The sequence below is a fragment of the Dissulfurispira sp. genome (assembly GCF_036745535.1).
Taxonomy (GTDB): Bacteria; Nitrospirota; Thermodesulfovibrionia; order Thermodesulfovibrionales; family Dissulfurispiraceae; genus Dissulfurispira.
Window position 1 is genome coordinate 1 of the sequence record NZ_DAIOFX010000046.1, and the last position, 13,983, is coordinate 13,983.

A 13,983-nucleotide genomic window follows, 5' to 3' on the forward strand; every position below is an offset into this window, starting at 1 on the left:
AAGCTGGATGGACTTTTTTGGCTTTTGGTAGTCCTCTTTCTTCAAGCTTATAGTCCAAGATAGTAAGAAATTTTTGAAACTGCGAACGATTTAATATTTTGTTAAACGGGCTTCTTTTGCTGGCTTTAGACCTGTCGGTTATAGGCTTTAAATCTTCGACATAAACCTGAGATTTATACCTCAAGGCTATATCGGCAACCATATTAGTGGCTTCGTGAATTATTCTGTTTGCCCAGTTTCTTCTTACGCGGAGTCTATATGTAATACCGCGACTCTGTAGTTCAGACATTCGTTTTTCTTCGCTTTGTAATAATTCTTTCAATGTTTTGCCTTCATATAAGCCACTTTCAAGCAGGTTATGTCTTTTATCGAGGACAGAATAGGCACAAATGGCTTCAATTCCTCTGTCAATTCCCATGATTGTTTCAGTCTCGATCTTTTCAGGCTTAAACTCAAAGGCAAGATGTAGATAATATTCGTCGTTCTCGCTGTCATAAACAAGCTTGCCCTCTTTTGGTTCTGCCTTGCCGTTTAAATATCTTTCGACTATTCTTTGTCCTGTTTCTATCGGAAAGAGCAGACCGGTTGCCGTGCCCTTAGGCTTCAAAAAAAGCTCACCAGTTCTGACATCATAAAATTCATGCTCGTCTGTTATTACAAGCTTCTTAGTAGAAGAAGGCAATACATAAAGCAGGGCATAATATTTCTTTCTTGTAGGATTATAAAGAAATGCCATATTTTGATGTGCTATGTCGCATCTGATAAAAGAGAGCGGCTTTATTTTTATATCTCCTTTACCCTGCCTTGCAATCTCATCTCGTAAACGGTTTTCCGTTTCCGTATCTATACAGCTTTTAAGGGACTCATACAAATTTTCTAAAACTTTCTCTTTTTCATGCTCCTTTAATTTCTGCAAAGATGGATATGATGTATTCGATCTTTGTGACAATAGTTCTTTATAGCTTAAAAGATTACCTGCTAAGTCTTTACAAAGGGAGTCTCTAAGACCAGATGATAAAGTAAAGGCTTTAAAAATACTTTCATATTTTGACCTGATATATTTATTTGCTTTTTTATCATCATATTTTATATCGCCCTTTTTAGTAGTATAAGCTATAGCATTATAAAAACCATTTAAATCCTGAGATATGACTTTCAGTAACCTGTCATAAAGCAGATGATAATTCTTAAAAGCCTTTTGCAGTAAGACTTGCTTTCTTTTTGAAGGGTTATGCAGTTTAAATATGGCTGTCTTAAACATAGTTATAATTTATCATAATATATTCCCTGTCAACTCCTTCTCTACTCCCATAACTGTTTTCCGATAATTAAGCCTGTTTTCAAGGCTGTAAAAATAGATTGAGTCCTCATCTTCGTTTATAGCCTTTTGGAGTTCGCTTTTGCATTTCGCAAGCTTACCCTCGGTGATATCTCCCTCAAACACCGAATTCTGCACCCACATGAAATACTTTTTCAAAATCCTTCTGACTTTGCTTACTCTATCCTCTCCAATATCATAGGTAATGATTAAATACGCCATTTATTGCCCTTTCGCCTTCAGCCTTTTGCCTAAAGTTACCACCACGCCTTAAACGGCACATAAAGCTCATCACCAATAAAATGCTTTATAAGCTTGTAACACTCAAGCCTGACCAGCGTCCTGTAAGAGACATTGCGCTTGAGCTTCCGGTGTTTTATAGTTGTCGTAAGCTTCTGATCGAATTCCTTGAGAAATTTCTTTCTTCCGCTTTCATTCATGTAGTAGCAGCCCACATCCTCCTCAAAATCTTCAAAGCTTATCATATTATTGTTTACGAGCTTGAAAATAATCGGGTCTGCAATAAGCGGCTTGAATATCTCCGCAATATCGAGGCTCAGAGAATATCGCCTTTCCCTCGGCTCGTGCAGATAACTTATTGTTGGATTAAGCTGCGTGTGGTATATCTCCGACAGCACAGTGGAATATATCATCGAATTGGCAAACGAGATGAGTGCATTCACAGGATTGGAAGGAGGGCGCTTCTCTCTTTTTTCGATGCTGAAGCCATCTTTTAAAATCACATTAAATGCCTGATAATAGGCATCCCTTGCCCTGCCCTCGCATCCCATAAGCTCGTTGATAGTCTTTGTTTCCGAAGCATTGGCAAGCTCGTCCTTTATCTTATCCTGAAATCCGGCGGTGTCTTTATATTCACGCAGATTCCTAAGCATGTGAAACATCGCTCCCTCAACAAATGAAAATGCCATGAAAAAACGGCGCTCGGGGTCAAGGTAATGCTCAACCTGCCGCACAGTCAGTTCGCCGGATACGTTCCTATCCCTCGGCATAAAACTGCCTGCGTAAAAGCCGTAATAGTTATAAACATGGACGGTCTTATTCTGCTGCGAGAGGAAGTTCAAAAGCTTTGTGTTAAGATCAACCTCTCCGTAAAGGTGAATCGTGTCTATATCCTCTACAGGGATCGCCTTTTTGTCTCCGTTCTCGTTTTCAATATAGACGGTATTCTCTTTTCGCTTGATCCTGCCGTTTGAAAATATATAATAAGGTCTGGACATCTCTCACCCCCAGCAAAATTCGTAATACGCACATTTAGCGCAATACGGCTTTCTCTGCAACTGCGGCGGCTTATCCATTTGCAGAATATCCTGAACTCTTACTAATGCCGCCTCTACCTCTTTTTCAGCATCAGCCGTCAACAGGACTTCCTCCCTTTTTCTAATCTTAGGATAATTGATAACGCCCCGCTTTTCAATGCCAAGCCGCTTGAGGTAATAAAGGTAATAGAGCAACTGAATCCTGTCTGCATGATGCATCCTGTTGCTGTATTTCACTTCCCTTATCTCATCATCCCCGACAATATCTATATTGATGAGGTTATCAATCAGCACTTCTCTCTTTTCTTCCCTTGGATATGAATTTTCTCCGGTAAGTTTTCCCATCAGAACCTTGTCGGATTTCGATTCCATCTGAATGCCCCTGTCAAAAAGCCACAGCTTCCGCTCGCAGACATATAGATAATTAACCTTTACGCCCGTGGTCTTGAGGGATTGGAAATCTATGCCTCTAACAGCTTCCATGATTAAAACAATATGCCTCCTGCTACACAGCCAACAGCATAAATAACCATGCAGGTATGAACATCAGACTCTGTCCGTTAACTTTTTCTTCTTTGGACATATCCCGTGTTATGACCATACCCTTATCCGGCTTGAATTTTCGCGAAAAAACCTCTATGCCTTTTATATCCTGTTTTGAGATATGCCCTTTATATTTCACCTCTATGGGTAAAACGCTCTTATCCATTTCCACCACAAGATCAACCTCATATCTTTCATGAAAATAATAAACCCTTGCATCTTTAAGTCTTAGCAAATGACCTGCGGATACGCCCTCCATAATATGACCGGCCTCCATCTTTGAAAAGGCGTTCATCAGTCCTGCATCCAGAATATGCAGCTTCTCGGCGCTTCGGATGCTTTTTTCGACCGACTTTGCATATTTCTTCAACCGTTTAATAAGGAATGACTGTTCAAGATAAAACAGATATTTCTCCGTATACTCCCGGCTTAATCCGAGCGAATTTGCGATGTTTGCAACGCTTAAAATTTGAGAAGAAATATCCACGAGGTACAGGAACAATTTTTCGAGAGCTTCCGGTTTTTTAATATCATAAAGCTCAACCATATCCCGATAAATCACCTTTTCCACTATATCCTCTCTCACAAGTCTTTTCCATAGCAATGTTTCATTAATGCCAAATAAATTCGGGAACCCTCCCTTCTGCAAATATTCTTCAAAGAGGATTTTAATCTCGACAGCATATGGGGTCAACTCTGTAATATCCACAAAATTAAAACCTTTGAACTCATCCCTAAGGCGATTGACCTTATCCATAAGCTTCTGTTTTTTCAGATGAAGACTTAAAAACTCATAAAAGCTGAAAGGATAAATAGTCTCATCTATTGTCCTTCCGGCAAGAGACTCCGTTCCTTTCTTTATAAGACTTGCTGCAGAACCGGACACCAGAAACTTGAGCGGATATTTCCTGTCAAAATATTTTTTAACGAAAAACTGCCAGTTCTCCAAGAAATGAGCTTCATCCATAAAAATATAAAGAGGGCTTCCTTCTTTAATCAGCCGCTTATTCATCTGCTGATATATTTTGAGAATATCGTCCAGTTCAACCCTCATCCTGATATCATCAAAAGAAAGAAAAATGATGTCTTTGCCGTGAACTCCATTCCTGAGAAGGTTATCAATGATCTGATAAAAGATGGTGGTCTTCCCTGTTCTGCGAGGCCCCTTCAGGACAATAATTCTGTCCAGTCTTAAATAAGATATGATATCTTTGACAACAGGCCTCTGATATTCGGTCAACAAGTCGGGCGGAACCCTTTCCGTCTCCCACCAGGGGTTATAAAAATGCAGGCTTTCTTTTAATCTGCTCGCATCCATCATTGATTCTTTCTTGCTTTGTAAACTCCAGTTTACATATTATTAGCTTTATTGTCAACTTGAGTTGGCAGCAAAAGCTTTCAATTCATTCCGCAGTATTTTTTTGTATTTCTTCCCGCTGCCACAGGGGCAAGGACCGTTGCGGCTGACTTTTATTCTGCGTGAATTCAAATCAACAATACCGCCGGCCATTTTACGCTGCCGTTCCTTCTCCAATCGCGCTCCATGAGCCTGAAGCGTTTCCACAGCCAAAGGCAGCATTGCCAAAAGTATTGCCATAGACTCAGCCTCGTCATCCATTGGTTTGCCATGTTTTATAAACAAATCTTTGCTCTCCTCTGGATGAACAAAGCCGTATAAAGTGCAAAAGCTGAGGATAACATCTTTTACATCCTCATCCGCATTTTCAAAATCTTCCTTATCGGCAATATGCCAGATTTCAGGCCTCATCCTCATGGCCTCAAGCAGCCCGAAAGACCAGTCCTGCATGTCGTCAATTATATCGCCTGAAAGCTTTTTCATATCAAAAGGAAATCTCAATGTCCCAGCATGAGAGGCCTTGTTATAGGCGTTATACGCCTCCATAAGATTTTTCAAAAGTAAATCCGCCTGCTTCTTGGTGTCAAAGGTTGGTATCTCCCCGCCAAATATCTCAGGCATCCATTCGCTCGTCATAATCACATCAGGCGTAATGGCAAGGCCGAAGAGAAAACCCTCAAGCTCGGTAAGAGTGAGCGCGCCTCATCCTTATTTTCCATAACCTCAAGAAACTGTTTGAGCAGTTCTTTTTGATGTTTTGTAAGGATTTGAGTTGAAGTTTTTGACATAGAATTATCCTTTCATTTAGTGTTATGTATGTCTGAAAAATCTTTCTTGCTGCCTCCGTTGATGTTGACCGATTCAAGGATGTAGAGGGTAGTCATAGCTCAATTCTTTTCCTTTTTTAGAAACAAATAAATGCATTTCAAATAAAATTGCTTACCGTCTCATCAAACAACAATCCCTCATGAGGGCAATACTTATAATTTGCAATATAAATGCCCTTAAGTTTATTAATCGGTGTCAATAAAGCATTTGCCTGCTTCATTCTGAAATAAGAAATATCCATTGATTTGTCGTTTATAAACTGCTCTGCTCTCAGTCGTTCCATTTTATTCTTTGATGTCTTTAGAATTTTCGCCTTTTCCATGATTTCATCCGAATACTTTTCGTAAATCTCAATAGGGATTATTCTTACTGCATAAATATCACGGAGTATATTATGAGCATCTTGCTTTCTGAATTCATAGTCCATGATATTTTTAAGTATCTGCAATGCTTTTTCGAATTCATCATAATATTTTGTATTTTGTAATTTTTCCTTGTTATAAATATTCTTAACCATTGTTACTTTATCGGTTTCCTGTAAAAACATACCATCAAATTCCTTTATTCCCTCCTTTGAGAAGCTGAATATCTCTCTGTCATATATGCTTCCGATACCGGAGCAATCCTGTGTATAAACAAAAACATTCGGTTCATTACCATCATATTCCCGATTTCTGTAAACACGCCCCATTCTCTGAAAAAGGCTATCAAGAGATGATAATTCTGTAAATAAGACATCGAAATCTATATCAAGAGATGCTTCAGCAAGTTGGGTGGTAATCCATACTCCATGATTTCCCTGCCTCTCTGCAAATTTACAAATCTCATCTTCCAGTCTTTTTCTATCCTCTGCAATATAAAGAGAATGAAGCATTTGGGGAAAGCAACCCTTAGCTTTTAATACCCTGAATACCTGCTTTGCCTGTTTAACAGTATTTACAATGATTAAAACCTTCTTATTGACTGCGAGAGTCTGTATCATGTCAAAAGCTGCACTTAGACTGTCCTCTACTACTTTTATTCTATGTCGTTTCTTATCAGTCAAAAATTCTCCGTACTCAAATAGCACACCAAAATCTTTAAGACAGTCAAGATATATCTGCGGAAGTGTAGCGGTCATTATTAGAAATTTTCCACCCAGCTTGTATATCTCATATAAACCCTTGAGAATAATCGCCGCAATTTTCGGCTCATAACTTTGAATTTCATCGATGATAACTTTAGAATAGAGTAGTGTTGATATGATTTTCTCGTATCCACCATATTTGAATGGAAAAGTAAACAACTGATCAATTGTTGATATATTAACCTGACAGGAAAGCTGCCGTGAGTTTTTATAAATCTCAAATGGAGTTTCATAGCCGGCATAGTCAAGGTAGTCAAGGCTCGTTGAATGCAGAAGCCCGGTATTTTTATAGTTGATTGCTTTTTCGTTAGCTACTCTATCAAAAATTGAGTTCACAGTGACCCTGAGTGGCAGAGTAAAAAATGTTTTTTCTCGCCCGGCCCAAAGAAGTCCTGCCTCTGTCTTACCGATACCGGTAGAGGCAACTATAACAAGGTTTTTATCCTGATTGTTCAAGGCGTATTGCTGAAGCGTTCTTAAATCACCTTTGTGTGATAAAAATCCTAAAACCTTCTCTGGAAGGCTATCATCTTTTATTTCAATATCGGTAAATGCTGAGGATGCATGATCAAGCCTGTGTAAAAGTCCTTTAAGAAGCAGGTAGAACACATAAATATCGCTATTTGGCGTTATTCTTGTTTTATAATATCGTTCATAGCCAGTCCAAAGACAAGCAGGCGGGTTTACAATATCGCTTATAAGTTCTTTTCTCGACTCTAAATCATTTTGAATCGTTTTCTCTATCTCACTGAAATTAGGAAGACTTTTGCCTTCATGATGAAATACAATAGCCTGAATAATTGCCCTGGTTACATCCTTCTCATATTCAAAAATCTCTTCTCCGAAAAAGGCTACTGATAAGAGGTTATGGGGAATTTCTTTGTCAACGATTGGCGATAACAAAGGCAAGCTGATTTTTTTCCTTATCTTATTCTGAAAATTTATATGTATTTTCCCAAGATCATGATACCTTATCACAAGCGACAATACATCCCAGAAAATGATTCTATACCGCTCGGGCACAAGATTTTCTATTCTTTCTCCGTAAGCTTCTCTAAGTAACTGCAGGTTATCAAGAAGGGCATCTGTATGCTCTTTTATTGTTTGGCACGGCTCACTCTTTGCATAGACAAGTTCATCACTATTCATCATTTATGCCAGAACACAAGATCACCTTGTTCGTCAACAAAAACTTTGCTGTAAACTTTTCCTGATTCTACATATAGCATTTCAACCTGCTCCCATTTTTTAAAACCGCCTTTAATTTCATAATAGCTATTCAACCGGTAATTAATACCGTGCAGGTCATTGTCTAATGCATATTGTTTTGGAACATAGGCAGGATACCTGAGAGGTATACCGTTTCTGCGGTCTTCTCGCTCTTGCAGAGAAACAAGAGAAACTTCATCAATGCGAACAATATCTTCCCTACGGCCAAGAGATAGATACTCCCTTGGGAATAAAAGCACCTCAGATAGTTGCATTAAAACATCTTCTGATGCCTTCACATGGATTATTAGAGATACTTCAACAAGAAGATTTGCATAATAAACACCAGGGTTTATAGCTGTATTACCGATTACAGCCCAATAGTTTCGGATTTTCCCTTTGTCTTTTCTAACACTACCAAACTTGTAAAGTCTTTGCAGGTTATTCGTTATGCTGGTGTATGTCCCTTGTATAGAAAAAGTCATAGGGATATACTCTTTTGCACCCAGAGCATTATGCAAAAAGCCATTTATCGTGGACGGTGGAGGCAGGGGGTAAGTTTCCCCTGCCTTAAAAGACATTGGCTTTCTATAGCACACAAGATCCTGATATAACCTGAGCTTAAGCACTCTCATAAAAAGCCTTCACCTCTCCGGCAAGTTCAGAAAAGACAGTCTCAATATCTGCCACTCTTTTTACCGGAAGTTGTTTTAATTCATCCTCATTACCCCATATGCCTGAAACAAGCCCCACATAAGTGTTACTACCTGTCACCTGTCCTTTAAATGTAACACTCAATGTTTCCTTTATGGGATTAAGTGCTATTGAAGGGGTAACGCTTTTCCATTCAAGTTTCAATCTTCCCATGAAAAAAGGATTCTTAATGTCATATATACCGCCGATGACGAAGAGCGGATTCAGGTTTTCCACTCTTCCCTTAATCTCTCTATTAAGGACTTTTAGAATCTCAAGGAGTTCTTTTACACGCTTAGCCCTTTCCATGTTATCAAGCTTTATGTCTTCATCAATGCCTACTCTGTCGAGGTCAACTGTAACCGTATAGGTATAGAAGCTCATATGCTGCTCAAGCTGTGCGATATTGGGATGAATATCTTCTTTCTTTACCAGGGCCATTCTGTCAGCCAATCCCTTGTTTGATAAGAATTCAATATCATTTAGATATGGTTCTAATGCTACAGCAGAACTAAGGCGGACAACGGCTGCCCTATTCAACGCGCCACGTCCTTTTTCAGTTTTCATATAGCCAAAAAAGTCAATCTCTGGAGATATGCTTATTGATGCATTCTTAGCAAACTGGATTGTCTTCTTATTGCCGTCTCCAACTGATTCGAGTTCTTCCCCTAAAGTCGGCCAGTTAAAGTGCTGCATTCCTATTCTTACAATGTCATATCTTATTGCTTGTCTCGATGCATATGAATAAACCAGTCCGTTATCCCTCGAAAGCTTCTTGAGCTCTGATACATTCCCAGTTCCCTCACCATAATTCAAACTCTGAGCATTGAAAATAATTGATACTGTTAACCCTTTACTCATTGCTATTCCCTCCTTTTTCTGTATGTTCAGAATATTCTTTTCCAAGCAAGCCTGTCAGAAAGGCATATCCCAACGCCTCTGGGTCTAAAACACTATCTGGTGAAAATGTTTCAAGAAGTGTTGCTGGAACTTTCCTGCCAAGATTCATATAGAGCCGTAACATAGTGTCATAAAAAGACTTTGAATCTCTTACCCTGAGCGATGAAAGCATTTTATACGCAATACTGTCTATTTTATTTTCTGCACCCGTTCTTTTGAGTTCTTTTGAGATGTCTTGACCTTCGTAATACAATGACCAAAGTTTTTTTGTGGCCTTTTCTTTCATGTCATCCCTCCTGATTTTATAAATATCAAGACTTTTTTGAATCTTTACCATATTGAACAACCCATTTGAGCGGTTATGTTTTCCAGAGATCATATCACGCATTATCTTGTTCAAAAATCCATATAAGGATATTCCTCCTAACAGACAATCGATGGTCTTTTGGAGAACATTTATACTCTCTTTGTCCTCTTTTCTCTCTTTATAATAAAATCCGTCTAATTGTTCAAAATCTTTGTAATTGTCGCCTTCAAACAACTTTGCGATATAGGCAGGAACATGAAAGTGCTGTATCCTATATGGCTCGCTTTCAGTAGCAAATTCTACAAATAAAATATTTCCGAGAGACCACCGACTTCTCTTTTGCTGGAAATTAAGGAGCATGTTGTGGATTATTGCTTTGTAAGGATTTTTTCTACTGGGCAAGATAAAATTCTCAACAGCATTATTGATCTTGTATATGTCATCAACTGCTGTATCAAGATTCACAAAAAGATATCGTCTGTAGTCGCCAATTGCTCTCAGATTTGAAAAACCGGCAAATGAGCAAAGATATATCAACTCGCATAAAGAGCAGAGATGGGTATTGGGAATCAGGTTCCAGTAGAAATTCTTGAACTCATTGGCGCTTGCACCGGTAAGCTTGAATGCACCCTCATCAAAGAATGTATCCTTTTGGGCTATTCGTTTATTGCAAACCTTGCAATAATGAACCTTCTTTTTCTGTTTGTCGTCGCTGAATAGAGGCTTAATAAAATCCCTATGGAACAGTTCTTTGATTTTGGACTTAACATTAGCGTTGAAAATGCTTTTCCCCTCATAAAAGCCTTGTAAATAATATTTGGAATATAAGTCTTTATTCCTATCCCAATGGCTTGGCAACGCTTCTATCAGCTTATTTGCTATTCCCCTCCAGTCTTTTGATTTTTTTGTTTCAATCAATATTTCGGAGATTACAGCATCGTTTTTCATAGTTTTTGAGATGGTGATGCTCTTAATATATTCTTTAATTTTTTCTGTTGTAGCTTCAGATGACAGGAGATTTTTTAACTTTTCAGCTTTATCTTTAATGGTATTGGCTTTCTGATAAACAAAGGAGAAATATTTTTCCTGAAAATCTGCCAGCATGTCCCGGTTAAATGAAATAAAGTTGTCCCCCCTGATAATATCACTACTGCTGTTGTTAAACTCAAATATTTTCAGAAACCCAACAATACCTGCATTATAGAGCCAATCACCCAGATATATTTCTATCGTCTCTTCCATTCTACTCCCTCTCTCTCATAAAAAACGGTTTAAACGGTTTCAACAGTTCAAACAGTTCGAGCGGTTTAAACGGTTCAAACGGTTTAAACGGTTCCTTTTTTATAGTCCTTTAGAAAATCTTCAACTTCTTCCCTCATACTTTTTACCGGCGGTTTTTTGTATTTTGTCCCTTTGTAATTGCTTCCTTTTAAGTATTCCATGAAATTATTAATCATAATAGAAAGTTTTTTAAAATCATCCATCAATTGCTCAGAATCTTTCTGAGTAATATAACCCTGATCCATTGCAACATACAATTGAGAGCGCACTTCTCCGCTTGAGCCTTTTGCGATTGACAGAAATTGGCTGAACTCCTGATTGCCGCCTCTCTCAAATCCTTCTGCAATGTTGGACATTATTGATACGGATGCCCTTCTTATCTGGTCGCGAAGTCCATAATCTTTTGAGAATTCGCCTGAGCCTGTGATTTTATAAATTCTATCGGTCAATTCTCGCGATAACTTCCAGACTGATAAATCTTCGAAATATTTAACAGACATTCACCCTCCTGTAAACTAACGGTTCAAACTGTTTAAACAATATCCACCATCCCGAAGCCCTGGCCAGTCCTCAATCCAATGCCTATCTGGTAGAGCATCTGCAAGTCCCTCGGATCGCCTTTGAGTCTGAAGCATCCTTCAAAGCATGTGAGTGTCATATAAGGCTTGCCGGTCTTTTCACGAAAGCCTTTCAGTGTATGTTTGACTACCTGCTTTTTCAATTTCGCAGGAATAAATTCAATCTCTCTATAAAGCCCCTCTCCTCTTATGTCTTTCAAAATCCTGTCATGGATGGCATTGAAATGCTCATTGAAACTGGCAATAGGCGATAGGCCGGAGGCTATAGGAAGAATGGGTTTGCCTTCTTTATTCTCAATTAATACGGGTGCATTAGTCCTGAACATTACCTCATCAGCGTTTATCTTTTTCTCATCGAGCATGAATACTCTCTCAAGCTTGAGGTATATGTTATTTCCGAACTGGAAAGATTTCATATCAAGCAGGCCGTTGTACAGGCATACCATGAACTGATATTCAGAGGAGCTTATATAAAAAGAGATGCTGCTGTTCTGTAAAAAATAGAAAACCGTGTCTTCAATCTCCACGCCTTCGTCAATAATGATTTTTTCTTTTTTAGCTATTTTGCCCGAGGGCATGGAGACGCTGAAGCAGAATGGTTTGACTATTTTTGAATGTTCCGAGTTTTTGTCCGGATAGAGGCTTTCTTTATAGGCGGCATCGGATTTTTTAAGCGCCTCCTTTATCAGCGCCATAAACCTGTGGCGGTAAAAGATTGGTAATTTTTCTGTCCTGAAGGTTACTTTGATCCTCATGCATCCCCCTTGGAGCATATGCCTTTAGCCTTCAGTTCATACTATAGCATATTGCCTATTCCTGATAAATATGCACATCCCTCTGGGGAAAGGGGATTCTTATTCCGAGTTCATTGAACTTCTTGTAGATTCCCCTGTTTATCTCATCAGCCGTACGCAGCCTGAGGGCAGGCTCTTTTATCCAGCACAACAGCTCAAGGTTCAAGGCAGACTCTCCAAATGCATTGAAAAATACCTTTGGTGCAGGGTCGTCCAGTATATTGCCATTCTGTGAGGCAATATCGATCAATGTCTTCTCTACAAGGTCAATATCGCTTCCATATGCGACATTTACAGGAATTCTTACCCTGAGGTTGGGTGTCGGCGCACTCTCATTTACTATTTTCGAGCCGGCGATTATGGAATTGGGAATGGTTATCATTATGTCATCGAGGGTTTTTATTCTTGTGCTCCTTATGCCGATTGACACAACTTCTCCCCTGTCGACCTTATCGATGACAATGAAGTCACCTATTTTAAATGGCTTGTCTGCAAAAACACTTAGCCCTCCAAAGAAATTTGCTATAGTATCCCTTGCAGCCAGGGCAATAGCAGCGCCTGCGATTCCTGCCGATGCAATGAGAGGCGTGATGTTTATCTTCCATATGGATAATATAACCATTAGCGAAGCAAGGATTATTGCTATCTTGGAGACATTTTCGATTAAGAGAATAATATCTTTGCTCAAGCCTGTTACATCAGATACCTTATGAATGGCGTCTTCAATAACAATGTTGCTTATCTTTACGGCTGCAATCGTCCATATTACGGTCATTATGGAATAGAGAATGCCATCAGCATAGAACATTACTCTTTGTGAAGGCTTCAGGTATGCAATAGCAAGGACAATTCCGATCAATATAATCGTGAAATATATAGGCCTGTGGATTGTATCGAGTATCCTGTCGTCAATATCGCTCTTTGTAAATCTTGTAAATTTGCGTAAAACCTTGTCCACAAAAAGATCGGCAATCTTTGCTATCACTATGAAGGCAAAAATGGAGAGGATTGCATTGATATAAGGCGATGCGGAAATATTAAGGGATTCTATCAGTCCTGTCATAAATTCCCTCCTATTCTTCGATATAATTCAGGTCCTTGTGGAAGGTCTCCTCAAGGCGGTAAAGCGCACAAAACGCAATAAGCATGCATAAAATACCCACCATAGCCCCTGCATTAAGAATGCCGAAATATTTTTTAGTTATCTGAAACAGGAAGGTAATGGGTATAACCGTACCGCGAATGAAATTAGGGACTGTGGAGGCCACTGTTGCCCTTATGTTGGTGCCAAACTGCTCTGCTGCAATGGTAATGAATATTGCCCAGTAGCCCACTGCAAAACCGATTATGCCGCAGGCCGAATAAAACAATGAGGAACTTGCCCCGCGGAGCATGAAATATAAGGCTATGGAAATGGAGGATAATATCAGAAACATCAATACAATCTTTTTCCTGCTCTGAAAATACTGGCTGAGGACTCCACTGATAAAATCGCCGAAGACCAGTCCTATATAGCAGAACATCACTGCCTCGCCTGCATTAATCGCCCCTGAAATATTCATTGTCTTTGCAAATTCAGGGGAAAAGGTAATGAGTATGCCCACACAGAACCATATTGGAAGCCCAATGAGGATGGAGTTCATATATTTGAAGAAACGCCTGCGGTTGGTGAAAAGCATAAATAAATTTCCTCTGCTTATGTCCCTTTCTTCTATCTGTTTATACATCCCTGACTCATAAACACTTATCCTCATTATGAGCAGGAGCATGCC

Annotated in this window: 14 protein-coding genes and 1 pseudogene; all 15 read right to left on the reverse strand. The window is 39.1% G+C overall.

The annotated features are described in order from the left end of the window. The coding region (locus V7L97_RS08445) for a hypothetical protein (protein WP_333655037.1) at nt 1-1,261 on the reverse strand (1,261 nt) is incomplete at its 3' end. 12 nt (nt 1,262-1,273) lie between these two features. Continuing rightward, nucleotides 1,274-1,540, reverse strand: a complete 267-nt coding sequence (gene cas2 / locus V7L97_RS08450) for a CRISPR-associated endonuclease Cas2 (RefSeq protein ID WP_333655039.1) — start codon at nt 1,538-1,540, stop codon at nt 1,274-1,276. A gap of 35 nt (nt 1,541-1,575) precedes the next feature. Further along, on the reverse strand, nt 1,576-2,556 hold the full coding sequence (gene cas1b / locus V7L97_RS08455; protein WP_333655041.1) for a type I-B CRISPR-associated endonuclease Cas1b: 981 nt from the start codon (nt 2,554-2,556) through the stop codon (nt 1,576-1,578). A gap of 3 nt (nt 2,557-2,559) precedes the next feature. Continuing rightward, complete coding sequence (gene cas4, locus V7L97_RS08460; protein ID WP_333655042.1) at nt 2,560-3,078, reverse strand: CRISPR-associated protein Cas4; 519 nt, start codon at nt 3,076-3,078, stop codon at nt 2,560-2,562. A gap of 22 nt (nt 3,079-3,100) precedes the next feature. Beyond that, nucleotides 3,101-4,459 carry an ATP-binding protein gene (locus V7L97_RS08465; protein WP_333655045.1) on the reverse strand — a complete coding sequence of 453 codons (1,359 nt, stop codon included), beginning with the start codon at nt 4,457-4,459 and terminating at the stop codon, nt 3,101-3,103. Between the two features lie 51 nt (nt 4,460-4,510). Next, complete coding sequence (locus V7L97_RS08470) at nt 4,511-4,717, reverse strand: SEC-C metal-binding domain-containing protein (protein WP_333655067.1); 207 nt, start codon at nt 4,715-4,717, stop codon at nt 4,511-4,513. Beyond that, nucleotides 4,700-5,182, reverse strand: a pseudogene (locus tag V7L97_RS08475) (UPF0149 family protein); the annotation flags it as partial. The gene V7L97_RS08470 and the pseudogene V7L97_RS08475, both read right to left, overlap by 18 nt. 238 nt (nt 5,183-5,420) lie before the next feature. Next, nucleotides 5,421-7,601, reverse strand: a complete 2,181-nt coding sequence (gene cas3, locus V7L97_RS08480) for a CRISPR-associated helicase Cas3' (RefSeq protein ID WP_333655048.1) — start codon at nt 7,599-7,601, stop codon at nt 5,421-5,423. After that, entirely contained in the window at nt 7,598-8,293 is a 696-nt protein-coding gene (gene cas5b / locus V7L97_RS08485; protein WP_333655050.1) for a type I-B CRISPR-associated protein Cas5b, read from the reverse strand. Before cas5b ends, cas3 begins: the two co-directional genes overlap by 4 nt. Then, nucleotides 8,280-9,212 carry a type I-B CRISPR-associated protein Cas7/Cst2/DevR gene (gene cas7i / locus V7L97_RS08490; RefSeq protein WP_333655052.1) on the reverse strand — a complete coding sequence of 311 codons (933 nt, stop codon included), beginning with the start codon at nt 9,210-9,212 and terminating at the stop codon, nt 8,280-8,282. Before cas7i ends, cas5b begins: the two co-directional genes overlap by 14 nt. After that, nucleotides 9,205-10,800 carry a type I-B CRISPR-associated protein Cas8b1/Cst1 gene (cas8a1, locus tag V7L97_RS08495; protein WP_333655055.1) on the reverse strand — a complete coding sequence of 532 codons (1,596 nt, stop codon included), beginning with the start codon at nt 10,798-10,800 and terminating at the stop codon, nt 9,205-9,207. Before cas8a1 ends, cas7i begins: the two co-directional genes overlap by 8 nt. A gap of 83 nt (nt 10,801-10,883) precedes the next feature. Next, nucleotides 10,884-11,339 (reverse strand): four helix bundle protein, encoded by a 456-nt coding sequence (locus tag V7L97_RS08500; protein WP_333655056.1) that lies wholly within the window; start codon nt 11,337-11,339, stop codon nt 10,884-10,886. A 32-nt stretch (nt 11,340-11,371) separates the two neighbouring features. Continuing rightward, a complete protein-coding gene (gene cas6, locus V7L97_RS08505) occupies nt 11,372-12,172 on the reverse strand; it encodes a CRISPR-associated endoribonuclease Cas6 (protein ID WP_333655058.1) in 801 nt (266 codons plus the stop codon). Nucleotides 12,173-12,227: 55 nt separating this feature from the next. Then, nucleotides 12,228-13,274, reverse strand: a complete 1,047-nt coding sequence (locus V7L97_RS08510) for a mechanosensitive ion channel family protein (protein ID WP_333655059.1) — start codon at nt 13,272-13,274, stop codon at nt 12,228-12,230. A gap of 10 nt (nt 13,275-13,284) precedes the next feature. Further along, nucleotides 13,285-13,983 (reverse strand): MFS transporter (locus V7L97_RS08515; RefSeq protein WP_333655061.1); only part of this gene is annotated, 699 nt, incomplete at its 5' end.

Coding starts and splice junctions, on each gene's coding strand:
- cas2 (WP_333655039.1), bottom strand. CDS start 1,540: ATGGCGTATTTAATCATTACCTATGATATTGGAGAGGATAGAGTAAGC.
- cas1b (WP_333655041.1), bottom strand. CDS start 2,556: ATGTCCAGACCTTATTATATATTTTCAAACGGCAGGATCAAGCGAAAA.
- cas4 (WP_333655042.1), bottom strand. CDS start 3,078: ATGGAAGCTGTTAGAGGCATAGATTTCCAATCCCTCAAGACCACGGGC.
- V7L97_RS08465 (WP_333655045.1), bottom strand. CDS start 4,459: ATGATGGATGCGAGCAGATTAAAAGAAAGCCTGCATTTTTATAACCCC.
- V7L97_RS08470 (WP_333655067.1), bottom strand. CDS start 4,717: ATGCTGCCTTTGGCTGTGGAAACGCTTCAGGCTCATGGAGCGCGATTG.
- cas3 (WP_333655048.1), bottom strand. CDS start 7,601: ATGATGAATAGTGATGAACTTGTCTATGCAAAGAGTGAGCCGTGCCAA.
- cas5b (WP_333655050.1), bottom strand. CDS start 8,293: ATGAGAGTGCTTAAGCTCAGGTTATATCAGGATCTTGTGTGCTATAGA.
- cas7i (WP_333655052.1), bottom strand. CDS start 9,212: ATGAGTAAAGGGTTAACAGTATCAATTATTTTCAATGCTCAGAGTTTG.
- cas8a1 (WP_333655055.1), bottom strand. CDS start 10,800: ATGGAAGAGACGATAGAAATATATCTGGGTGATTGGCTCTATAATGCA.
- V7L97_RS08500 (WP_333655056.1), bottom strand. CDS start 11,339: ATGTCTGTTAAATATTTCGAAGATTTATCAGTCTGGAAGTTATCGCGA.
- cas6 (WP_333655058.1), bottom strand. CDS start 12,172: ATGAGGATCAAAGTAACCTTCAGGACAGAAAAATTACCAATCTTTTAC.
- V7L97_RS08510 (WP_333655059.1), bottom strand. CDS start 13,274: ATGACAGGACTGATAGAATCCCTTAATATTTCCGCATCGCCTTATATC.